Here is a 22,242-nt window from a genome sequence, read left to right as displayed (position 1 = left end):
CCCTGTTGGCAGAGCCATTGAAGGGCGGTAGGTTGGTTCCCAGCAATGACATGGGGCAGGAGAGTTTTTGATGAGCGGCAGCAACAGAAGCGGGGCGCAGTCTAGTTTCACACGCCCCACCCGCCAGATTTTCCTGATGATGATCATATGCGGCTTGGTCGCGGCAGGTGGCGCAGTGGTTTATCCTATGGTGCTGCCTGTTTTCCTCTCTAACCCCTATCTCAATGGCACCATAGGCGTGGTGTTCTTGGTCGGCGTGATGGCCTGTTTCTGGCAGGTGCTGCAGTTATTTTCTTCGGTGCGCTGGATCGAGCGTGCGGCACAGCAAGGCCTTACAGATCAACGGCGCCCCGAACTTTTGGCGCCTTTAGCCGCCGCTTTGCAAGGGCGTGGCGCACGGATGCAGCTGTCGACCATGACTACCCGTTCCGTATTGGATTCCGTCGGCGCGCGGATGGAGGAAAGCCGTGACATCACCCGCTATTTGGCGAATTTGTTGATTTTCCTCGGCCTTTTGGGCACATTTTTTGGATTGGCCACAACAGTGCCTGCAGTAGTGGATACAATTCGCGGCCTACAGCCAAGCGCCGATGAAGATGGGCTCGCGGTATTCTCGCGGCTGATGACGGGGCTTGAAAGTCAGTTGGGGGGGATGGGCACGGCCTTCGCCTCCTCGCTTTTGGGGCTTGCCGGCTCTTTGGTCGTGGGGCTTTTGGAACTTTTCGCAGGACATGGTCAGAACCGTTTTTACCGAGAAATGGAAGAATGGCTCTCCTCCATCACGCGAATGAGCTTTTCCTCGTCTGATGCCGATGGAGATGGCGGCGGCGTGGATCGTGCGGCCGTGGCCACAGTCTTGGATCACATGGTTGACCAGATCGACAGCCTTCAGGCGATGTTCGCGCAATCCAACGTCCGTCAGGCTGAACTTCAAGCGCGGATGGTAGAGATGACCAGCGCGGTTGTGGCTTTGGCCGAGCGGATGACCCCTCAATCGCAAGAGATCGCAGCACGTCAGGCTCATGCGCAAGAACAACTGGTCGAGCGATTGGAGCTTCTGGGCCATCTGGGCGGATTTGACGATGAAGCCCGCGCGCGAATGCGGTCAATTGACATCCAGCTTGTGCAAATTTTTGAACAAATGGCGGCGCGGGCAAAGCAGTCGTCTGGCGACGATAGCGAAGTACGTGCGCTGCGCCGTGAGATGGCCGCGCTGACGGCCGCTATTCGCCGTGTGACTGAGGCGGATGAAAACGGGCAAGGACAAGCCTGATGGCTTTTCACCGCAGAACGGGAAATCGGTTTTCCGCCGCGATTTGGCCGGGTTTTGTGGATGCTATCACCGCATTGCTGATGGTGATGATTTTTGTGCTGACTATTTTCATGGTGGTGCAGTTTGTTCTGAGTGATCGGATTGCCATGCAGGACGATGAGCTTGATGCGTTGAGTGATCAGATTGCCACTCAGGACAATGAGCTGGATGCTCTTAACGCAGAATTGAATGCGCTCAGTGATGCTCTTGGGTTAGAACAGGCCCGCTCTAGCGATCTTGAAACGCGCCTTGCCACATTGGGCGGCCAGTTATCCGAGGCACAGGCAAGCATCGCCTCCTTTGAAGAGCAGGTGGCAAGTCTCTTGGCGCGCCAGGCTGATTTGCGCGCTCAAGTGGACAGCACGCGCGCTGAACTTGCAGAAACACTCTCCCGCGAGGAGGCGTTGAACCTTGCGCTTGCGCAAGCGCGCAGCGAGATTGACAGCGCCGCTGAGGCCGCGCGTTTAGCTGCAGCGCGGCGCGAGGCGCTTGAGGCACTATTGGCAGATTTGCGCAGTGAGAACAGCGATCTGCAAACCCAACTGTCTGAAGAAGAAGCCGCACGCATGGCCGATGCTGCGGCAGCCCAAGCCCTTCGAGAGAGATTGGCGAATTCTGACGCGGAATTGACTGCCCTGACCCTTGTATTGGAGGAGGAGCGGGCAAGGGCAGAAGAAACGCTGACCCTATTGGCTGCGGCGCGTGCGGCGCAAGAAAACTTACCCGCCATTGAAGATTTGCAATCACAACTGTCTGAGCGAGAGGCCCTTTTGGCGGTCGCCAATGCCGAGCTTGCAACGACACAGGCGCAATCGACTGCAGCGCAGCGGCGTGTGGTTGTTCTAAATGAGCAGCTTGCAGCCCTGCGCGCGCAACTCGCCGCGCTTGAAAATATCTTGGACGAATCCGAGGCGCGCGATGAGGAAGCACAGGTGCAAATTGACGCGCTCGGAACTCGATTGAACACGGCTCTCGCCCAAGTCGCGGCCGAGCAGCGCGCGCGAGCTGATCTAGAAGCAGCAGAAGCACAGCGTTTGGAACGCTACAGATCTGATTTCTTTGGTCGCCTAAGAGAGGTGCTTGAGGGGCGTGATGGCGTGCGGATCGTGGGCGATCGTTTTGTGTTTTCCTCTGAAGTCTTGTTCGAGAGCGCCCGCGCTGATTTGAGCCCTGAGGGGCGCGCACAGATTGCCAATGTGGCTGAATTGCTGTTGCAGGTTTCCGATGAAGTTCCTGATGGCATCGATTGGATCATTCGTGTCGATGGGCATACCGATAATGTGCCACTGTCGGCCAATGCGGAATTTTCGAACAACTGGGAATTGTCGCAGGCGCGCGCATTATCCGTGGTTATCTATATGAACGAAGAATTGGGCATTCCTGCTGAAAGACTGGCCGCCACAGGGTTTGGTGAATTCCACCCCGTGGCCGAAGGGGACAGCGCCGCAGCGCGTGCGCAAAACCGCAGGATTGAACTTAAGTTGACCGAGCGTTAGCGCAGTTCGATTTCTGCTGGGCGTATTGAGATAAGTTTACCTTCGGGGATCAGTCGGATTCCTCAGATGCATCGTCCCGTTTCCCGCTTGGTGCGTGAAGGCCAGAGGCACGAAAACACTGTGCTTGGGCGCTCTGTAATGCGCCTCTGGTCATTCTGCTGTTAGCAGCGGCGGCTTTTTCGAACTGATCCGCGGTGGCGCACCGTTTTCAATGCGCAGGTCGATTTTGCCGTCTTTGACACCGACCTTCACATTGCCACCCTTGGCGAGTTTGCCAAACAGCAATTCCTCGGCCAGTGGCTTTTTGATTTGTTCTTGGATCACACGGCCCAAGGGGCGCGCGCCCATACGATCATCATAGCCCAAATCGGCCAAAAGTTCAGCTGCGGGTTTGGTCAGCTCGATCGTCACATTGCGATCAAGCAGCTGCGCCTCAAGTTGCAGCACGAATTTCTCAACCACCTGCAGGATTACATCTTTTGGCAGCGCGCCGAAACTGATCACCGCATCCAAACGGTTGCGGAATTCAGGTGTGAAGGTGCGCTCAATTGCGGCGGTATCCTCACCTTCGCGGCGGTCGCGACCAAATCCAATGGCCGCCTTCGCCTGTTCGGCTGCGCCCGCGTTTGAGGTCATGATCAAGACAACATTACGGAAATCGACCGAGCGGCCATTGTGATCTGTCAACGTGCCGTGATCCATCACTTGAAGAAGGATATTGAAAACATCAGGATGCGCCTTTTCGATTTCGTCCAGCAGCAACACGCAATGTGGATGCTGATCCACGCCATCGGTCAAAAGCCCACCTTGATCGAACCCGACATAGCCTGGCGGGGCGCCAATCAGGCGAGATACTGCGTGTTTTTCCATGTATTCGGACATGTCAAAACGCAGCAACTCGACCCCAAGGGTATCGGCCAATTGCTTAGCCACTTCGGTTTTGCCAACACCTGTTGGCCCCGCGAAGAGATAGTTCCCAATGGGCTTTTCTGGTTCCCGCAGACCCGCGCGCGCCAACTTGATCGCAGATGCCAAGGCCTCGATCGCTCTGTCTTGGCCGAACACCACGCGCTTGAGCGTTTTTTCCAAATCGCGCAGTACCTCTGCATCGTCTTTTGAGACGTTCTTTGGTGGTATGCGCGCGATTTTTGCGACCACGGCTTCGATTTCCTTCGGGCCAATGGTCTTGCGCCTCTTGCTATCTGGCAGCAGGTGCTGTGCCGCGCCTGCCTCGTCAATAACGTCGATCGCTTTGTCGGGCAATTTGCGGTCGTTGATATAACGCGCCGCCAGTTCAACCGCGGTGCGGATCGCATCGGCGGTGTATTTCACATCATGGTGGCTTTCGAAATAAGGCTTCAGCCCGCGCAAAATTTTCACCGAATCCTCAACGGATGGTTCATTGACGTCAATCTTCTGGAAGCGGCGCGAGAGCGCGCGGTCTTTTTCAAAATGTTGACGGAACTCTTTATAGGTTGTCGATCCCATGCAGCGCAATTTGCCGCCCTGCAAGGCGGGCTTAAGCAGGTTTGAGGCATCCATGGCCCCACCCGATGTAGCACCGGCCCCGATGACAGTATGAATTTCATCGATGAAAAGAACCGCGTCAGGATGGTCTTCCAATTCGTTGACCACGGCCTTCAGCCGTTCTTCAAAATCACCGCGATAGCGTGTGCCTGCCAAAAGCGCGCCCATGTCGAGCGAATAAATGGTGGATTTCGCCAAAACCTCAGGCGTTTCGCCCTCGACAATCTTTTTCGCCAGACCTTCGGCAATGGCGGTTTTGCCAACACCAGGATCACCGACCAAGAGCGGGTTGTTCTTGCGGCGGCGGCACAGCACTTGAATGCAGCGTTCCACCTCATCATGGCGACCTATCAGCGGGTCAACATCGCCATCATGCGCCTTTTTGTTCAGATCAACGCAATATTTGGCAAGGGCGGATTCCTTTGCATCACTACCCTCAGGCGGATTGCCACTTGTTTCAACGCCCTCGTCCATCGGATCAGTCGCGCCCGAAACAGGGCGGCTTTCCCCAAAAGACGGATCTTTCGCCACGCCATGTGCGATGAAATTCACCGCGTCATAGCGGGTCATATCCTGCTCTTGCAGGAAATAGGCTGCGTTTGACTCGCGCTCTGCGAAAATTGCGACAAGGACGTTTGCCCCTGTGACCTCGGTGCGACCCGAGGATTGCACATGGATCGCGGCGCGTTGGATCACCCGCTGGAAGGCCGCGGTCGGCACCGCCTCAGAGCCCTCGATATCTGTCTCAAGCGTGGCCAATTCTTCATCAATGAAGGTGATAAGCGTCTCGCGCAGGGCATCAATGTCTACGCTACATGCGCGCATGACTTTGGCCGCGTCAGGCTCGTCCAACAGCGCCAGCAGAAGATGTTCCAATGTTGCCAATTCATGCTTGCGCGCATTCGCCTGCGCCAAAGCCGCATGGATGGCCTGCTCTAGGGTATTTGAAAACGACGGCACGATAAGTGCTCCTTTCGTTGCGGCCAGAGGCGCAAGCGGGTTCGGCCCGCCTTCACTGAGTCTAGCCATAGCCTCATGCTATTAAGCTTCGGTTTTATTTTGCCAGTTTCAAGCTAAACTTGAAAAAAAACCTGCGATCGGCGCAAATTTGCGTGAAAATCCATCAGAACTGATCTTTGCGCTGCCTGATCTCGGCAAAGCATTCTGCGTCACTGGCATCTGTCATCTCCAAATGTGCTTTGATTTGCGGGTCTTTGGCGCGCAGGAACGGGTTTGTGTCCAATTCCATGCCAAGGCTGCTTGGCACTGTTGGCAAGCCTTTTGCGCGCGCCTCGTCAATGCGGGTGGCGCGAGCTTGGAGCGCCTTGTTTTCGGGATCGATGGTCAAGGCAAACCGCGCATTTGATTGGGTGTATTCGTGGCCAGAACAGACAAGCGTATCACGCGGAAGTGCGGTCAGTTTTGACAGGCTTTGCCACATCTGAGCGGGTGTGCCCTCAAACAGGCGACCACAGCCAAGCGCCATGAGGCTGTCAGCAGTAAAGATCACGCCCGCCTGTGGGAAATGAACGGCGATGTGCCCCACAGTATGGCCAGACACATCGTACACCGTGCCACGCAAGGCCCCGATTGCCATGACATCGCCTTCGTGCAGCGCGTGGTCAAGCGCGGGCAGCCTGTGGGCATCTGCGGCTGCCCCCCAAACGCGAATTGGGCTGTTGGTCGCCGCATGCAGATCGGGCAACCCGTCCACGTGATCCCAATGGTGGTGGGTTAAGAGAACGTCCGTAATCACCCATCCGCGCCGCGCACATTCGGCAACAATGGGCGCGGCTTCTGGCACGTCTACGATCAAGGTCTGACCTGTTTCGCGCAGATGCAACGCAAAGGCGTAATTGTCCTTGAGGCAGGGGATTGTCACAATTTCAGTGGCGGGTGCGGCGGTGGTCATGGCAATCTCCTCAGCTTCGTGGCACATATGGCCTAAGACAATCGCAGCGGACTGGCTTTTGCAATGCATCTTGATGTCGTTGATTTGCGTCAATTTTACTATCGCACCCGATTGGGGCGAATTGCGCAAAAGGCTGTGCGCGATGCGATGTTGTCACTTTGGCCTAACGCAAGTGGGCAGACTGTGGTGGGCTTTGGCTTTGCCGTTCCGCTTTTGCGCCCGTATCTCGATCAATCGCGCCGCGTGATTGGCTTGATGCCGCAAGGGCAGGGGGTAATGCCTTGGCCTGCGGGGATGTCGAATGTTGCGGCCCTGTGCGAAGATGCGCGGTGGCCCTTGTCTGAAGGGATGGCAGATCGCTTGGTGATGCTGCATGGGCTTGAGACAAGCGATGATCCTGCGGCGCTCTTGGACGAAGCCGCGCGCGCGCTTGGGGCAGGGGGGCGGGCCTTGTTCATTGTGCCAAATCGCGGAGGCTTGTGGGCGCGCAGCGATGCCACGCCCTTTGGCTATGGGCGGCCCTACAGCCTCAGCCAGCTTGAGGCACAATTGCGCCACCATGGCTTTGTGCCAGAACGTCACCGTGCCGCACTTTTTGCGCCACCAAGCCATGCGCGGTTCTGGCTTAGGTCTGCCGATATGATGGAACGCGCGGGGCGCTGGATGAGTTCGCACTACGCAGGCGGTGTGATCATGGTTGAAGCGAGTAAGCAGGTCTTTGCCCCTACAAAACGGGGTCGCGCCGCACGCATGCGCAATCCCTTGCGTATCCTTGATGGGGTTCCAAGCCCTGCAACAGGCCGCGTGCGCCGCCAAAAAGGCGCCTCTATTTCGCAGATGCAGAATCGCTAAGGCTGGCCAAAAGAGGCCAACTCGGGACGTTTGCGCCTAAATTAGGGCCAAAATTGTCTCCCTGCGCGCGATTTTTTTTAGCTTCAAAGCGTCGCATCTGCAGAAAGATTTGGTTAACCTCTGAAAAACAATGATTTTGTCAAAATCATGTTTGTGCCATCGGCGGTTGCAGCAAATTAAACCCTCTGCTAAACGACCGCCAAATCTGAGGAACGGCGGCACCTTCAAGTCGCGAAGAACGAACTGCTCGGGCGTGATCCTCACGCTGCCCGAGCCAAATTGTTGAAAGGGTGGACGTGTCCGAATCGGCTTCGATCTCAACCGGCATCGCCGCGCGCTACGCGACCGCGATGTTCGACCTGGCCACCGAGGCGGCAGCGATTGATGCGCTGGCCAAAGATGTTGACGCGCTCGAAGCCGCATTGGCCGCAAGCGCGGACCTGCGAGATTTGATCTCCTCCCCGATCTACCGCCGTGACGAGTCTCAGGCTGCCGTTGGCGCTGTCGCTAAGGCGATGAAATTGGGTATGATTGCAACCAATACGTTGCAAGTCATGGCGCAAAAGCGCCGTCTTTTCGTTCTGCCGATGGTGCTGCGCGCCGTGCGCGCCCAAATCGCAGAAAGCCGTGGCGAGATGACCGCAGAGGTCGTATCTGCCAAGGCCCTGACCAAAACCCAAGCGGATAAACTGGCAAAAGCCCTGTCAGCCTCCGTGGGCAAGAAAATTAATTTGAATGCGACCGTTGATGAAAGCCTCATTGGCGGTCTTATCGTAAAGGTTGGCTCGAAGATGATCGATAGCTCGATCCGCTCCAAGCTCAACTCCCTCCAGAACACCATGAAAGAGGTCGGATAATGGCGATCCAAGCTGCAGAGATTTCCGCGATCCTGAAGGAACAGATCAAGAGTTTCGGTCAGGATGCAGAAGTGGCCGAAGTTGGCCGCGTGCTGAGTGTTGGCGATGGGATCGCCCGCGTTCACGGTCTTGATAATGTTCAAGCGGGTGAAATGGTCGAATTCCCAGGTGGAATTATGGGCATGGCCCTCAACCTTGAATCCGACAACGTAGGTGTCGTGATCTTCGGCTCTGACCGTGACATCAAAGAAGGTGACACTGTTAAACGCACGAATTCGATCGTGGACGTTCCTGCTGGCCCAGAATTGCTTGGCCGCGTTGTAGACGGCTTGGGCAACCCACTTGACGGTAAAGGCCCGATCAAGTCGAAAGAGCGCCGCGTTGCGGACGTCAAAGCGCCTGGCATCATCCCACGTAAATCCGTGCATGAGCCTATGGCAACAGGCCTTAAGGCTGTTGACGCGATGATCCCCATCGGCCGTGGTCAGCGCGAATTGATCATTGGCGACCGTCAGACAGGCAAAACTGCCGTGGCTTTGGACGCGATCCTGAACCAGAAAAGCTATAACGAAGCGGCTGGCAAAGACGAAAGCAAGAAGCTGTATTGCATCTATGTTGCGGTTGGCCAGAAGCGTTCGACTGTTGCGCAGTTGGTGAAGAAGCTCGAAGAGACAGGCGCGATTGAATATTCCATCGTAGTGGCCGCGACCGCTTCTGACCCTGCTCCGATGCAGTTCCTTGCGCCATATTCCGCGACCGCGATGGCCGAGTATTTCCGCGACAACGGCAAGCATGCGCTGATCATCTATGATGACCTGTCTAAGCAAGCTGTTGCTTACCGCCAGATGTCCTTGCTGCTTCGCCGTCCCCCAGGGCGTGAAGCCTATCCTGGTGACGTTTTCTACCTCCACTCTCGTTTGTTGGAGCGTTCGGCAAAGCTGAACGAAGATCTTGGTGCAGGGTCTTTGACCGCTCTGCCCGTGATTGAAACCCAAGGCGGTGACGTTTCGGCGTTTATTCCGACCAACGTGATTTCGATCACAGACGGCCAGATCTTCCTTGAAACTGACTTGTTCTATCAGGGTATTCGCCCTGCTGTGAACACAGGTCTATCCGTGTCGCGCGTGGGCTCTTCTGCCCAGACCAATGCCATGAAATCGGTGGCAGGTTCGGTGAAACTGGAACTGGCGCAGTATCGCGAAATGGCGGCCTTCGCGCAGTTCGGGTCTGACCTTGATGCGGCGACACAGCGTTTGCTGAACCGCGGCGCGCGTCTGACCGAGTTGATGAAGCAGTCACAATATGCACCGCTGACAAACGCAGAAATCGTCTGTGTGATCTTCGCGGGTATCTCTGGCTTCCTCGACAAGATCGCCGTGCGCGAAGTTGGCCGCTTTGAGCAAGGCCTGCTTCAGCATCTGCGTGGGAAGCACAAGGATGTTCTCGATTGGATCACCAATGAAGATCCAAAGATCAAGGGTGATGCAGCCGACCGACTGAAGGCAGTCATCGAAGAATTCGCCGCAGATTTCTCGTAAGGGGACGGGTTTATGCCAAGTCTCAAGGATCTGAAAACACGGATCGAGTCGGTCAAATCGACCCGCAAGATCACCAAGGCCATGCAGATGGTGGCTGCTGCAAAACTGCGCCGTGCGCAGGAAGCAGCCGAAGCTGGGCGGCCTTATGCCGAGAAAATGGCAGCGGTGATTGGCGGGCTGGCCGCTTCGGTCGGTGGGTCGGACAGTGCCCCGCGCCTTTTGGCAGGGACAGGTCAAGACCAGACACATCTGCTCGTTGTCATGACAGCCGAGCGCGGTTTGTGTGGGGGCTTTAACTCCACCATCGCGCGCCTTGCAAAAGCGCGCATTGCCGAGCTGACCGCGCAGGGCAAAACTGTGAAGGTTTTGACTGTCGGCAAAAAAGGCCGTGAACAACTGCGCCGCGATTATGCAAACCTTTTGATTGGTCACGTTGACCTCTCCGAAGTGAAGCGCGTGGGTTACGAAAACGCAGCAGCCATCGCAAAGGATGTGATGGCACGCTTTGATGCGGGCGAATTTGATGTCGCCACCATCTTCTACAATCGCTTCCAGTCGGTGATTTCTCAGATCCCAACTGCGCAGCAAATCATCCCTGCTGTTTTTGAAGATGCTGCAGAAGATGTTGGGGCAGAGACGCCCTATGACTACGAACCTTCCGAAGAGGCAATCCTGTCTGATCTGCTGCCCATTGGCGTGACAACGCAGATTTTTACAGCGCTTCTCGAAAATGGGGCCTCGGAGCAGGGGGCGCGTATGTCCGCAATGGATAACGCAACCCGCAACGCAGGCGACATGATCGACAAACTGACGATTGAGTTTAACCGCTCACGTCAGGCTGTGATCACCAATGAATTGATTGAAATTATCTCGGGCGCGGAAGCGCTCTAAGGAAACCGGAGACACGACATGGCACAAGCAGTCGGCAAAATTACTCAGGTCATCGGCGCTGTCGTTGACGTGCAGTTCGAAGATCACCTACCGGAGATCCTGAACGCGCTTGAGACCGAGAACAATGGTAAGAAACTGATCCTCGAAGTGGCGCAGCACTTGGGTGAAAACACCGTGCGCACCATCGCGATGGACGCAACCGAGGGTTTGGTGCGCGGCGCGAAAGTGACCGATATGGGCGCGCCAATCACCATTCCAGTGGGCAACGCCACATTGGGCCGCATCATGAACGTTGTGGGCGAGCCCATTGACGAAAAAGGCCCTGTGAAAGCGGATGAAACCCGCGCCATTCACCAGCCTGCGCCTGAGTTCGCGGAACAGTCCACCGAGTCTGAGATCCTCGTTACAGGTATCAAGGTAATCGACCTTCTCGCGCCTTACGCGAAGGGTGGTAAAATTGGTCTGTTCGGTGGTGCGGGCGTGGGTAAAACCGTTCTCATCATGGAATTGATCAACAACATCGCCAAAGTGCACTCGGGCTTCTCGGTGTTCGCGGGCGTTGGTGAACGCACCCGTGAAGGCAATGACCTTTACCACGAGATGATCGAATCTGGCGTCATCAAGCCAGACGCGTTGAGCGAAAGCCAAGTGGCCTTGGTCTACGGCCAGATGAACGAACCTCCAGGGGCGCGTGCGCGTGTGGCTTTGACGGGTCTGACCTTGGCGGAACAGTTCCGTGACCAGTCGGGCACAGACGTTCTGTTCTTCGTGGACAACATCTTCCGCTTCACGCAGGCGGGTTCTGAGGTGTCAGCGCTTTTGGGCCGTATTCCTTCTGCTGTGGGCTACCAGCCAACACTTGCGACCGACATGGGCGCGCTGCAGGAGCGGATCACATCGACCAAAGCTGGCTCGATTACTTCGGTTCAGGCGATCTACGTTCCTGCGGATGACTTGACTGACCCTGCACCTGCAACCTCGTTTGCGCACCTTGACGCAACCACGGTTCTCAGCCGTGCGATTTCGGAATTGGGCATCTACCCTGCGGTTGACCCGCTCGACTCGACCTCGCGTCTGCTTGACCCCGCTGTGATTGGTGAGGAGCATTACAACGTGGCTCGTGACGTTCAGGGTATCCTTCAGCGTTACAAATCGCTGCAGGACATCATCGCCATCCTCGGCATGGACGAATTGAGCGAAGAAGATAAGCTGACAGTGTCTCGCGCACGTAAGATCCAGCGTTTCTTGTCGCAGCCATTTGACGTGGCGAAGGTCTTCACTGGCTCTGATGGTATTCAGGTTCCATTGGAAGACACGATTGCCTCCTTTAAGGCGGTTGTTGCAGGCGAATATGACCATCTGCCAGAAGCCGCGTTTTACATGGTGGGCGGTATTGAAGACGTGAAAGCCAAGGCCGAGCGTCTGGCAGCAGAAGCAGCCTGATAGGAGGGCCGAATGGCCGAAGCGTTCAAATTTGACCTCGTCTCTCCCGAGCGCCGCTTGGCCTCGTTAGATGCGACCGAGGTGCAAATCCCTGGTGCAGGGGGTGATATGACGGCGATGGCAAACCACGCGCCCACGATCACCACTTTGCGTCCGGGTTTGCTGCAGGTCATCCATGCGGGCGGTCAGGACGATTACATCGTTCTGGGTGGCTTTGCCGAGATCAGCGCCGACAAGGTCACTGTTCTTGCAGAGCGTGCATTGCCCCGCGCGGAAGTAACCAAAGAACTCTATGCCGAAATGGTGGAAGAGTATCGCAAGGCACATGAGACTGCGAAAGAGACATTCAAAAACGAGCCTGGCCCCGTGGATGACGCGGCCAAGCTTCTGTCTGACATGGTGGCATTGGGCGATCACATCAACCTGTGATCCCCTCGCCCCTGAGGACACATATCAGAAAAGGCGCGCCCATGAAAAAAGGCGCGCCTTTTTTCATGGGCGCGCCGTTGAGTGTGTTGTGCCAGAAAGTGGCCGCTTAGCGGCCCCACATTCCGTTGGGATACAGCCCCTCATAGATCGGCACGAGGGTTTCCGTCTCAAACAGCGATGAGACGCTTGTGCCATTCCAGATGTTCAAAATTGCCTGTGCAAACATGGGCGCGGTGGGAACGATGCGAATATTGGGGCAGTTTTTGACAGCTTCGGTTGGCTCGATCGTGTCGGTCAAAACTAGGGATTTCATGACCGATTTGCTCACGCGCTCTACCGCAGGGCCAGACATCACGCCGTGGGTGATATAGGCATGCACTTCGGTTGCACCATGTTCAAGTAACACTTCGGCCGCTTTGCACAATGTGCCAGCGGTGTCGCACATATCATCCACGATCAAGCATCGCTTGCCTTCGACATTCCCGATCACGGTCATTTCAGCAACCTCACCTGGCTTTTCGCGGCGCTTGTCCACGATTGCCAAAGGCGCGCCAATACGCGTGGCAAGTTCGCGCGCACGCGCCACGCCGCCAACATCGGGCGAGATCACCATGACATCATCCACCTTGCCCTCAAATTGATGCAAGATATCCAGCGCGAAAATCGGGCTCGCATAGAGGTTGTCCACGGGGATATCGAAAAAGCCTTGGATCTGTGCGGCGTGTAAATCCATGGTCAATACGCGCTCAACGCCGCCTTCGGCAATCAGGTTCGCCACAAGTTTCGCAGAGATTGGCGTGCGCGCCTTGGTGCGGCGGTCTTGGCGGGCATATCCAAAATAGGGGATCACCGCCGTTATACGTGCAGCAGATGAGCGGCGCAGCGCGTCAGCGATAATCAACAGCTCCATCAAGTTGTCATTGGCAGGCTTCGATGTGGGCTGGACGATGAACATATCCTCGCCGCGCACGTTCTCGTAAACTTCCACGAAAATTTCTTGGTCGTTGAAACGTTCCACGCGGGCATCCACAAGACCGACTTTCATGCCGCGATGCATCGACATCCGTTTTGCAATCGTCTTGGCCAATTCGCGATTGGCGTTACCAGAAATCAGTTTTGGGTCTGAGGCGCTCATCTTTTCGCAAAGTCCTTGATCTGTGCAGGGCGCGCCCCATTTGGCGCGTTGACACCCCCTAGCACTCAGGCCAACGTGACGCAAAGCCAAAAAGGATCCGCGAAATGTCGCATATTGATTATTATTTCTCGACCATCTCGCCCTACACCTATCTCGCGGGAAAGCGACTTGAGGAGATTGCCGCTGCACATGGGGCGACCATTCGGTATCGACCTTTGGATATTATCGCCCTTTTTGCGCGCACGGGCGGCACACCACCCGCCGAACGCCACCCCGCACGGCAGGCCTATCGCCTGCAAGAACTACAGCGCCAGTCTAAGAAGACGGGGCTTGCCCTGACGCTGAAGCCTGCATTTTTCCCAACCAATTCTGCGCCTTCATCTTATGCCATTATTGCGGCCCAAAACGAAGGTGGCGGGGATTTGGCCGAACTGGTTCACGGGGTCACGCGCGCGGTGTGGCGCGAGGAAAAGAACATTGCAGAGGATGATGTGATCCGCGCTGCTCTGACGGCTGCAGGCTTTGACCCCAGCTTGGCAGATCGCGGGCTGTTATCAGGGGCCGAAGAATATGCTGCCAATCTCGAAGCCGCGGTTGAGGCAGGTGTTTTTGGCGCGCCCTTCTATTTGGTGGATGGGGTCACGCATTTCTGGGGGCAAGACCGCCTAGACGATCTTGCGCTCCATTTAGAGGGCAAGCTTTAGCCCGCCCTAAAGCAGTCCAATAGAGCTTGGACCTTGCTCTGTGAGCATGACCAATCGGTGACGAGGCGACAGAGGATCAACTCATCCTCTGGCCCCTCAAGCGTGGCGTTGAAGGGAAAGAGGTAATATTGCGCCCCCGCCGCAAAGGCGCGTTTATGGGCTGCACGGGGAAGATGCGCGAACAGCATATTGCCCGCAGGCTCATGGGCGATATGCACCCCCTCGATCTGCGCCAAACCTGCGCGCAATTCTGCCATGCGCGCATTGGCGGATTGCGCCAATCGCAGCCAGAGATCATCGAGCGTATAGGCCTCCATCTGTACAGAGAGAAAGCGGTGCTTTGACCATAGATGTGCGCCACGCTTGCGGCGCAATTCAAATTCCCACGCCTTTTTCGGGTCGAACAGGATCACGGCCTCAACACCCATGCAGCCGTTCTTTGTGCCGCCAAAACTGACTGCATCCACACCCGCTTTCCATGTCATATCGGCAGGGCGGCAGCCAAGGGCCGCGCAGGCATTGGCAAAACGCGCGCCATCAAGATGAACGGGCAGGTCATAGGATTTTGCAACATCACTGAGCGCCTTGATCTCGCTTAGGCTATAGGCGGTGCCGACTTCGGTGATATTGGTTAGGCTCACAGGGCCGCGCTGCATGCCATGCACACCTTTGTCGCCCGTATGTGCAATGGTCTGCGCCAAGCCATCAGGGGTCATCTTGCCCCCTTCGCCTTCGACCAAGGCCAGTTTCGCGCCATTGGCATAGAATTCGGGCGCGCCGCATTCATCTTCTTCGATATGGGCGATGCGATGGCAGAAGATCGACTGCCACGGCTGCACCATCACCGACAAGGCCAAGGCATTGGCGGCTGTGCCCGTGCTGACGAGATAAACCGCCGCCTCTGGGGCCTCGAACAGGTCGCGGATGGATTGGCGCACGCGTGCCATGGCGTCATCTGCACCATAGGGCATGGCATAGCCCTCATTGGCCGCTGTAATGGCCGCAATCACATCTGGATGGGCGGGGCCTGTATTGTCGGAGGCAAAGTTCATAATCCTGGCTCCTCGATAATGTAATCTTCCCAGTCTTCTTCTGGAATGTCGAATTCGGCAACCGTGATCCCGCGCGCGGAAATCCCCGCTTGGTGCACAGTTTCAGGATCCCCTGACACCAAAGGGTGCCACCAATACAAATCCTTGCCCTCATGCAGCAATCTATAGGCGCAGGTTTCAGGCATGAAATAGGCGACATCCTTCATGCCCTCAGGGGTCAATTGGATACACTCGGGCACAAGTGTCTTTCTAATTTCATATTGTCCGCATCGGCAGGTTGCATCATCGAAAAGGCGGCAGGCAACCCGTGTCAGGGCCACCTCGCCCGTATCGGCATCTTCTAGCTTGTTGAGACAACATTTCCCGCACCCATCACAGAGGCTTTCCCATTCTTGTGCCGTCATATCGGCCAAGGATTTGCGTTTCCAAAAGGGGGCTTTCTTGTTCATAACGCAGCGAGGATCTCGCGCGCCATCTGGCTGTCGCGATCCATTTGGGCGATCAAGGCCTCAAGGCTGTCGAATTTCTCTTCACCACGCAGAAACTCGACCAGACCGACAGACATATCCATGCCGTAAATATCGCCCGAAAAATCAAAGATGAAGGTTTCGAGATTTGGCTCTTGCCCATTGAACATGGGCCGCACGCCAAGACTGGCCACGCCGTGATACTGGCCCGCATATGGCCCGCTGCGCAATTCAACCAAAACTGCGTAAACACCAAGTTTGGGAACGTGCAGACCATCCAATGACATATTGGCGGTGGGGTAGCCCAATGTGCGCCCCCGCTTCTCGCCATGGATCACGGGGCCTTCGATCCGGTGCCAGTGGCCAAGCATGTCGCGGGCTTGGCGCGGATCACCCGACCTGAGCGCGTCTCGGATAGCGGTGGATGACACGGCCACACCGGCCGTATTCAGCAGATCGACCACAGTCACATCAAACCCATAACGCGCCCCGAAGGCGCGCAGCATATCGGTTGTGCCTTTGCGACCTTTGCCAAAACAGAAATCCGCACCCACGACCAGATGCTTCAGACCCAGCCCCTCAACCACCACTTCGCGGATGAAATCTTCTGCATCAAGTGCGGAAAGGGTGCGATTGAAAGGCAGCTCATAGAGGATCTCCACCCCCATTTTCTCAAGGCGATTGGCGCGGGCTTCGGCATTCATCAGCCGAAATGGCGGGGCGTCAGGGTTAAAGAATTCGCGCGGATGCGGCTCGAAGGTCAAAACCCCTAAAGGAGCCTCATGACCGCAGGCAAGGTCGATGCAATGCGCGTGACCTAGATGCACGCCATCGAAATTCCCAATGGCCACAGAGGCGCCACGGTTTTCGGGTCGGACAAATTGATGGTCACGAACGATACGCATACTGCCCGAATATCCAAGCCCGCGATCTAGGGCAAGCATCGGGTCGGTAAAAATCCTGCGCCGCTGCGAGGTTAATCGAATTTCCGTGACGGGGCGAGGACGACTGCCTCGCCGTTGAGGACAGGTTTGCCATCAATCAGGCAGCGCGTCTCAAGGGTCACACGGCGCTTTGCGTGGTCTATCGCGGTCACTTCCACCTCGGCCCGCACTTGATCACCAGGGCGCACGGGTGCCATGAATTTCAGCGTTTGACCCAAGTAAACAGTGCCATGCCCCGGCAGTTGTTCGCCGATAACGGCTGAAATAAGCCCTGCGGTTAGCATCCCATGGGCGATGCGCCCCTCAAAAATCGTCTCACGGGCGTAATCATCGTCAAGATGAACGGGGTTTCGGTCGGTTGAAACCTCGGCGAAAAGCTCAATATCGCGGTCGCTGACAGTTTTGGTCAAATGCCGCGTCATCCCCAATTCGATATCTTCGATGCAGATCGTCCCACGGGGGAGGTTATGACTCGTGTCCAACATTCCAGTCTCCAAGAGAAATGCCCTTCGTTTGGAACTCACCATAGCAAATTTCTGCAATGCAGCAACAATTAAATTAAATCAGGAGCGCCAATGTTGTAATTTTGTTGCGCGACAATTTGCCCAATTAGCGTAAGAACCCAATGCTAAATGTTGGGTTTTGACCGCTATCTTTCAGATATTGAGCAAGTTTTTCTGGATTTGGCTGATCGGTTGTTGCTGTTTCTTCGCGGGCCAAACCGCCTGTGATAAACAGCGTATCAATGCCTTCGCCAATCCCGCCCTGCACATCGGTAAAGATGCCATCTCCAATGGCCAAGATTCGTTCGTCACTGATATCATGGCAATTTTGCACCAAGCGCCGCCGTGCCAGATCATAGATGGGCGGGTGGGGCTTCCCGAAATAAAGGCTCTCGCCGCCCATCTCGGTGTAAAGTTTCGCCACTGCGCCAGCGCAATATTCGCGGCTTTCTCCACGGTCCACCACGATGTCAGGGTTTGCGCAGAGAAGCTTGAGCCCGAGTGTTTTCGCCAAAAGCAATTGCGGGCGCAGCACATCAGGTTCGGCATGGGGATCAAACGGGCCCGTGCAAACAATCCCTTCGGCTTCGGCCACATCGACCTTGGTCAGGGTTACAGGGTTTTCAATCAGTTTCATCGGGGCGAAAAATGTGTCATCGCGCGGCTCGCCAATGAAATAGACCTTCTCGCCAACTGCCCCCGTTAGCATCGCCGCCCGTGCGCTGTCGCCAGAGGTTGCGATCATGTCCCACGCATCGCGGGGAACCCCCATTGCATCCAACTGCTTGGCAATCTCGACATGGGCACGTGGGGCATTGGTGACCAAAACAACAACACCCCCTTTGGTGCGAAAGGCCTGCAGCGCCGCAATCGCGTCAGGAAAAGGGGCGATGCCATTATGCACGCAGCCCCAAAGGTCGCAAAAAAGCGCGTCATAGCGTTCGGAAATCTCGGAGAGGTGAGAGATGGTTGCGGGGGCGTTTGCGCTATGGCTCATGGGGCGGGCTTTCTCTTTGAGGCTCTTCGCGCCTCTCTTACCGCGCCCTGTGATGGGATGAAAGGAAAAGGGCGGCCCTCAGGCCGCCCTTTCATCAAACTTTCATCTGATTAAAGCGCGAGGTTCGGGATGATCTGCTTTTTGCGGCTCACAATCCCTGGCAGCACGACCTGATCGGCATCGCCCACAACAGTGGAAAAACTCTTCTCGGCCACTTGGCGCACCAGATCGTTTGGCACCAAAAGCGTGGCTTCTTCGCGCAAAATATCGACGACAAATAACAAAACCTGATCGGCGCCGTCCTCTTTGGCGACTGTGATCATGCTGTCCATCAGGCTTGCTTTGCGGGACAAAACCGTTGCGGGCGCAGTTGTCTCCAGAACGGAGACACGGAAGGTCTTGCCCCCCACCTCGTAGGTTTTGCTGTCCATGCGCAGCAACTCTGCATCAGAAAAGCGCGAGACATCAGATTTCGCCGCAAACATTTCAGCAGCATAATCGGGGATAGACACGCCCAGATCAGCAGCGAGGCCTTCGGCCACGGCGCGATCATGATCGGTTGTGGTCGGGGAGCGGAATTCCAACGTGTCAGACAGGATGCAGGACAAGGCAGCACCTTTCGCCCAATTTGGCATTTTCGCCGCATCATCACCCATCAGGTCAATCATCAAGGTCGCTGTGCAGGCCAAGGGGCGGATGGTGATATCAATCGGCCCTTTCGTTTCAAGCCCGCCCACCAGTTTGTGGTGGTCAATGATGGCCTGAACATCGGCAGCGTTGATTGAGGCAGGCAGTTCTGCAGGGTTGTTGGTGTCGACCACAACGCACGCCTGACCTTCTGCAACATCGTCAATAAGCCGCGGTTTTGGCAAATCCCATTTCTGCAAAACAAAGGCGGCTTCGGTGTTTGGCTCACCCAAAAGAACGGCTTCTGCCTCTACGCCCTTCACCTCATTAAGATACCATGCCCACAAAATCGGGGAGCCAGTGGAATCTGTGTCTGGCGATTTGTGGCCAAAGACCAAGGTGCTCATGTCATTATCCATCTATTTTTGTGAAAACTCGCGCGCCTTATAGGGCAGGGCTTTCGCCATGTCACGGGGGGCAAAGGCGGGAATTTGTCGCGGCTTTGGCTTTAATTTCCATAATTTCGGCAGGATTAGTCTGCCCGGGAAATTTTTTTGAAATTTTCCGCCTGCGGCCCGTTGACACCTCCGCATCCCCTGCCTATCTGCCTGTCGTTAGCACTCGCACAGACTGAGTGCTAATACAGTGAAACATACGAACCTTAAGGAGTGTTCGACAGATGGCATTGAAACCACTGCATGACCGCGTGCTGGTTCGCCGCGTAGAGAGCGACGAAAAGACCAAAGGCGGTCTGATCATCCCCGATAGCGCAAAAGAGAAACCCGCAGAGGGCGAAATCGTCTCCGTTGGCGAAGGCGCACGCAAGGACTCGGGCGAGCTGATCGCAATGAGCGTCAAAGCTGGCGACCGCGTACTGTTCGGCAAATGGTCTGGCACCGAAGTCACGGTTGATGGCGAAGAACTGCTGATCATGAAGGAATCGGACATTCTCGGCATCATCGCCTGAGACCGTTCCTGATCGAATTTTTAACCTGATTTCATCCAAGGAGGAGCCCTGAAATGGCTGCCAAGGAAGTCAAATTCAATACCGATGCCCGCGACCGTATGCTCAAAGGCGTTAACATCCTTGCCAATGCGGTAAAGGTGACCCTCGGCCCAAAAGGCCGCAATGTGGTTCTTGAAAAATCCTTCGGTGCACCACGCATCACCAAAGATGGTGTTTCCGTGGCGAAGGAAATCGAACTGGAAGATAAGTTCGAAAACATGGGCGCGCAGATGGTCAAAGAAGTGGCATCGCGCACCAATGACGAGGCGGGTGACGGCACCACCACTGCAACTGTTCTGGCCCAAGCCATCGTGCGCGAAGGCATGAAGTCGGTTGCGGCGGGCATGAACCCAATGGATCTGAAGCGCGGCATCGATAGAGCAGTGACGAAAGTCATCGACAGTATCAAAGCATCTGCCCGCCCTGTTGCAGATTCTGATGAGGTTGCGCAGGTCGGCACGATCTCGGCAAATGGCGAAGCGCAAATCGGCCGCATGATCGCAGACGCGATGCAGAAAGTCGGCAATGACGGCGTGATCACTGTTGAAGAGAACAAAGGCCTTGAGACCGATGTTGAGGTCGTAGAGGGCATGCAGTTCGACCGCGGTTACCTTTCGCCTTACTTCGTCACCAACCCTGACAAAATGGTTGCAGAGTTGGACGACTGCTTGATCCTGTTGCATGAGAAGAAATTGTCTTCCTTGCAGTCAATGGTTCCACTGCTCGAGTCTGTGATCCAGTCTCAGAAGCCCCTTCTGATCATCGCTGAAGATGTAGAAGGCGAAGCCTTGGCGACCCTCGTGGTCAACAAGCTGCGCGGCGGTCTGAAAATCGCTGCGGTGAAAGCACCTGGTTTTGGCGATCGCCGCAAAGCGATGCTTCAGGATATCGCCATTTTGACCGGTGGTCAGGTGATCTCCGAAGATCTTGGCATGAAGCTGGAAAGCGTTACGCTTGATATGCTCGGCTCCGCGAAGAAGGTGATGATCAAGAAAGACGACACCACCATCGTTGACGGCGCAGGCGATAAGGCCGAAATCGAAGCACGCGTTTCGCAGATCCGTCAGCAGATCGAAGAAACCTCTTCCGATTACGACAAAGAAAAACTGCAAGAGCGCGTTGCCAAATTGGCAGGCGGTGTTGCGGTTATCAAAGTCGGCGGCATGAGCGAAGTCGAAGTGAAAGAGCGCAAAGACCGCGTGGATGACGCGTTGAACGCAACCCGCGCTGCCGTTCAAGAAGGCATCGTTGTGGGCGGCGGTGTTGCCCTCGTGCAAGGTGCAAAAGCTCTGGACGGCCTGTCTGGTGAAAACGCGGATCAAGACGCAGGTATCGCCATCGTGCGCCGTGCGCTTGAAGCGCCACTGCGCCAGATTGCGGAAAACGCAGGCGTTGACGGTGCGGTTGTTGCGGGCAAAATCCGCGAATCCAAAGACGTCAAGTTTGGCTTCAACGCTCAGACCGAAGAATATGGCGACATGTTCAAATTCGGTGTGATCGACCCTGCGAAAGTGGTGCGCACTGCGCTTGAGGATGCAGCTTCTGTTGCAGGCCTCTTGATCACCACCGAAGCAATGGTGGCCGACAAGCCAAAGAAAGATGACGCACCTGCAATGCCTGACATGGGCGGCATGGGCGGCATGGGCGGCATGATGTAATCATGCTTCCAAGGCCCTGTGGCTTTGGACAAAAGAAAGGCCCGCGTTACGCGGGCCTTTCTTCATTTGGGGTAAATGAAACCGTTGCGTGTTAATGGACGCTTACAGGTGTCAGATCATTTTGGCGCGCCACAACGAAGGCCAAGGCGCGATCTTTGACGAGGGCCAATTGCGTACCTTCCTCGGTTCCAATTGCGTAAAGCTGTTCGCGCGCACCCGCTTGGGCGCGGATCTCCGAAGGGAGGCTCGCCACATCAACGGGGCGGATATAAACGATAGGCCGCTCGGACTTGCTCTTTGGGTGTTCGGGATTGGTCATAATCTTCCCCCTTTCGTTTGCAGCGATTTTGAGGCTGCACCAGAATTTGAAATCTCAATCTTGCGCACAACGCTATCGGGCTGCAGGCGATGCAGGTCGATATGCAACAGCCCATGCTCCATCGTGGCGCCTGTCACCTCGACCCCATCGGCCAAGACAAAGCTGCGCTGAAATTGCCGCGCCGCAATCCCACGATGTAAAAAGATGCGCTCCGCATCCTCATCTGATTGGCGGCCACGGATCACCAATTGGCGATCTTCTTCTGTGATTGAGAGATCTGTTTCGGCAAAGCCTGCCACCGCTAAAGTGATGCGATAAGCCGTGTCGCCGCGTTGTTCGATATTGTAGGGGGGGTAACCATCATTCCCAGATTTCACAGTGCGTTCGACCAAACGTTCGAGTTGATCAAAGCCCAACAGAAACGGGTGCGTCCCAAGGGTTAGTTTCGTCATAAGGCACATCCTTTGATAAGCGATCTGTGCAAGCGCCAGCCCCGTAATTCGGCAACTGGATCCGAGGTAAATATGGGGCCTGCCCAGTCCCCCTGCAAGCCCTGTTTGCATCTGGATTACG

The 22,242-nt window shown here is 55.8% G+C and carries 22 protein-coding genes; 11 read left to right on the top strand and 11 right to left on the bottom strand.

Annotated features, from left to right (window positions below; all coding sequences use genetic code 11):
• Window positions 1–70: 70 nt before the first annotated feature.
• Window positions 71–1,273 carry a biopolymer transporter ExbB gene (locus AAC622_RS08425; protein ID WP_340252461.1) on the top strand — a complete coding sequence of 401 codons (1,203 nt, stop codon included), beginning with the start codon at window positions 71–73 and terminating at the stop codon, window positions 1,271–1,273.
• Window positions 1,273–2,808, top strand: a complete 1,536-nt coding sequence (locus tag AAC622_RS08420) for a peptidoglycan -binding protein (RefSeq protein WP_340261598.1) — start codon at window positions 1,273–1,275, stop codon at window positions 2,806–2,808. The genes AAC622_RS08425 and AAC622_RS08420 overlap by 1 nt, the downstream gene beginning before the upstream one ends.
• 150 nt (window positions 2,809–2,958) lie before the next feature.
• Here AAC622_RS08420 and clpA read toward each other — a convergent pair whose 3' ends face one another.
• Entirely contained in the window at window positions 2,959–5,295 is a 2,337-nt protein-coding gene (gene clpA, locus AAC622_RS08415) for an ATP-dependent Clp protease ATP-binding subunit ClpA (RefSeq protein WP_340262998.1), read from the bottom strand.
• A gap of 163 nt (window positions 5,296–5,458) precedes the next feature.
• Window positions 5,459–6,247, bottom strand: coding sequence for a hydroxyacylglutathione hydrolase (gene gloB, locus AAC622_RS08410; protein WP_340262997.1), 789 nt, complete (start codon window positions 6,245–6,247; stop codon window positions 5,459–5,461).
• A gap of 63 nt (window positions 6,248–6,310) precedes the next feature.
• On the opposite strand from gloB, the gene AAC622_RS08405 reads away from it, so the two are divergent.
• From AAC622_RS08405 to AAC622_RS08380, 6 genes are all read left to right on the top strand, one after another.
• Complete coding sequence (locus AAC622_RS08405) at window positions 6,311–7,099, top strand: methyltransferase domain-containing protein (protein ID WP_340261596.1); 789 nt, start codon at window positions 6,311–6,313, stop codon at window positions 7,097–7,099.
• 296 nt (window positions 7,100–7,395) lie between these two features.
• Window positions 7,396–7,956 carry a F0F1 ATP synthase subunit delta gene (locus tag AAC622_RS08400; RefSeq protein ID WP_340261594.1) on the top strand — a complete coding sequence of 187 codons (561 nt, stop codon included), beginning with the start codon at window positions 7,396–7,398 and terminating at the stop codon, window positions 7,954–7,956.
• A complete protein-coding gene (atpA, locus tag AAC622_RS08395; protein WP_340252453.1) occupies window positions 7,956–9,494 on the top strand; it encodes a F0F1 ATP synthase subunit alpha in 1,539 nt (512 codons plus the stop codon). The genes AAC622_RS08400 and atpA overlap by 1 nt, the downstream gene beginning before the upstream one ends.
• Before the next feature lie 12 nt (window positions 9,495–9,506).
• On the top strand, window positions 9,507–10,385 hold the full coding sequence (locus AAC622_RS08390) for a F0F1 ATP synthase subunit gamma (RefSeq protein ID WP_340261592.1): 879 nt from the start codon (window positions 9,507–9,509) through the stop codon (window positions 10,383–10,385).
• An 18-nt stretch (window positions 10,386–10,403) separates the two neighbouring features.
• The gene (atpD, locus tag AAC622_RS08385; protein WP_317656290.1) at window positions 10,404–11,828 is read left to right on the top strand and encodes a F0F1 ATP synthase subunit beta; all 1,425 of its coding nucleotides are present in this window, start codon (window positions 10,404–10,406) and stop codon (window positions 11,826–11,828) included.
• A 12-nt stretch (window positions 11,829–11,840) separates the two neighbouring features.
• Window positions 11,841–12,257, top strand: a complete 417-nt coding sequence (locus tag AAC622_RS08380; protein ID WP_317656289.1) for a F0F1 ATP synthase subunit epsilon — start codon at window positions 11,841–11,843, stop codon at window positions 12,255–12,257.
• Window positions 12,258–12,363: 106 nt separating this feature from the next.
• On the opposite strand, the gene AAC622_RS08375 is transcribed toward AAC622_RS08380, so the two are convergent.
• A complete protein-coding gene (locus tag AAC622_RS08375) occupies window positions 12,364–13,392 on the bottom strand; it encodes a ribose-phosphate pyrophosphokinase (RefSeq protein ID WP_340243405.1) in 1,029 nt (342 codons plus the stop codon).
• A 104-nt stretch (window positions 13,393–13,496) separates the two neighbouring features.
• Here AAC622_RS08375 and AAC622_RS08370 point away from each other — a divergent pair, with 104 nt between their 5' ends.
• Window positions 13,497–14,096: a 2-hydroxychromene-2-carboxylate isomerase gene (locus AAC622_RS08370; protein ID WP_340261590.1), complete on the top strand. Its 600-nt coding sequence runs from the start codon at window positions 13,497–13,499 to the stop codon at window positions 14,094–14,096.
• On the opposite strand, the gene AAC622_RS08365 is transcribed toward AAC622_RS08370, so the two are convergent.
• The 6 genes from AAC622_RS08365 to AAC622_RS08340 all read right to left on the bottom strand — a co-directional run bounded on the left by AAC622_RS08365 (window position 14,093) and on the right by AAC622_RS08340 (window position 19,093).
• Window positions 14,093–15,148, bottom strand: coding sequence for a threonine aldolase family protein (locus tag AAC622_RS08365; RefSeq protein WP_340261589.1), 1,056 nt, complete (start codon window positions 15,146–15,148; stop codon window positions 14,093–14,095). The genes AAC622_RS08370 and AAC622_RS08365 overlap by 4 nt on opposite strands.
• Window positions 15,145–15,597, bottom strand: a complete 453-nt coding sequence (locus AAC622_RS08360; RefSeq protein WP_340261587.1) for a YcgN family cysteine cluster protein — start codon at window positions 15,595–15,597, stop codon at window positions 15,145–15,147. Before AAC622_RS08360 ends, AAC622_RS08365 begins: the two co-directional genes overlap by 4 nt.
• Entirely contained in the window at window positions 15,594–16,520 is a 927-nt protein-coding gene (locus AAC622_RS08355; protein ID WP_340262996.1) for a bifunctional riboflavin kinase/FAD synthetase, read from the bottom strand. Before AAC622_RS08355 ends, AAC622_RS08360 begins: the two co-directional genes overlap by 4 nt.
• Window positions 16,521–16,591: 71 nt before the next feature.
• Window positions 16,592–17,044 carry a MaoC family dehydratase gene (locus tag AAC622_RS08350; RefSeq protein WP_340261585.1) on the bottom strand — a complete coding sequence of 151 codons (453 nt, stop codon included), beginning with the start codon at window positions 17,042–17,044 and terminating at the stop codon, window positions 16,592–16,594.
• Window positions 17,045–17,168: 124 nt separating this feature from the next.
• The gene (locus AAC622_RS08345; protein WP_340261583.1) at window positions 17,169–18,059 is read right to left on the bottom strand and encodes a TIGR01459 family HAD-type hydrolase; all 891 of its coding nucleotides are present in this window, start codon (window positions 18,057–18,059) and stop codon (window positions 17,169–17,171) included.
• 110 nt (window positions 18,060–18,169) lie between these two features.
• A complete protein-coding gene (locus AAC622_RS08340) occupies window positions 18,170–19,093 on the bottom strand; it encodes a manganese-dependent inorganic pyrophosphatase (RefSeq protein ID WP_340261581.1) in 924 nt (307 codons plus the stop codon).
• 272 nt (window positions 19,094–19,365) lie between these two features.
• Between AAC622_RS08340 and groES the strand changes: the two genes are divergently transcribed.
• Both groES and groL read left to right on the top strand, forming a co-directional pair.
• Window positions 19,366–19,653: a co-chaperone GroES gene (gene groES / locus AAC622_RS08335; protein ID WP_317656274.1), complete on the top strand. Its 288-nt coding sequence runs from the start codon at window positions 19,366–19,368 to the stop codon at window positions 19,651–19,653.
• 53 nt (window positions 19,654–19,706) lie between these two features.
• Window positions 19,707–21,350, top strand: a complete 1,644-nt coding sequence (gene groL, locus AAC622_RS08330) for a chaperonin GroEL (RefSeq protein WP_340261578.1) — start codon at window positions 19,707–19,709, stop codon at window positions 21,348–21,350.
• 91 nt (window positions 21,351–21,441) lie between these two features.
• Here groL and AAC622_RS08325 read toward each other — a convergent pair whose 3' ends face one another.
• Entirely contained in the window at window positions 21,442–21,669 is a 228-nt protein-coding gene (locus AAC622_RS08325; RefSeq protein ID WP_317656272.1) for a DUF1150 family protein, read from the bottom strand.
• Window positions 21,666–22,121: an Hsp20 family protein gene (locus AAC622_RS08320; RefSeq protein ID WP_340261576.1), complete on the bottom strand. Its 456-nt coding sequence runs from the start codon at window positions 22,119–22,121 to the stop codon at window positions 21,666–21,668. Before AAC622_RS08320 ends, AAC622_RS08325 begins: the two co-directional genes overlap by 4 nt.
• Between the last annotated feature and the right edge of the window lie 121 nt (window positions 22,122–22,242).

The sequence above is a fragment of the Roseobacter sp. HKCCA0882 genome, assembly GCF_037805225.1.
Lineage (GTDB): Bacteria > Pseudomonadota > Alphaproteobacteria > Rhodobacterales > Rhodobacteraceae > M30B80.
The sequence above is the reverse complement of the archived record's forward strand: the minus strand, read 5'-3'. Positions and strand labels throughout refer to the sequence as shown.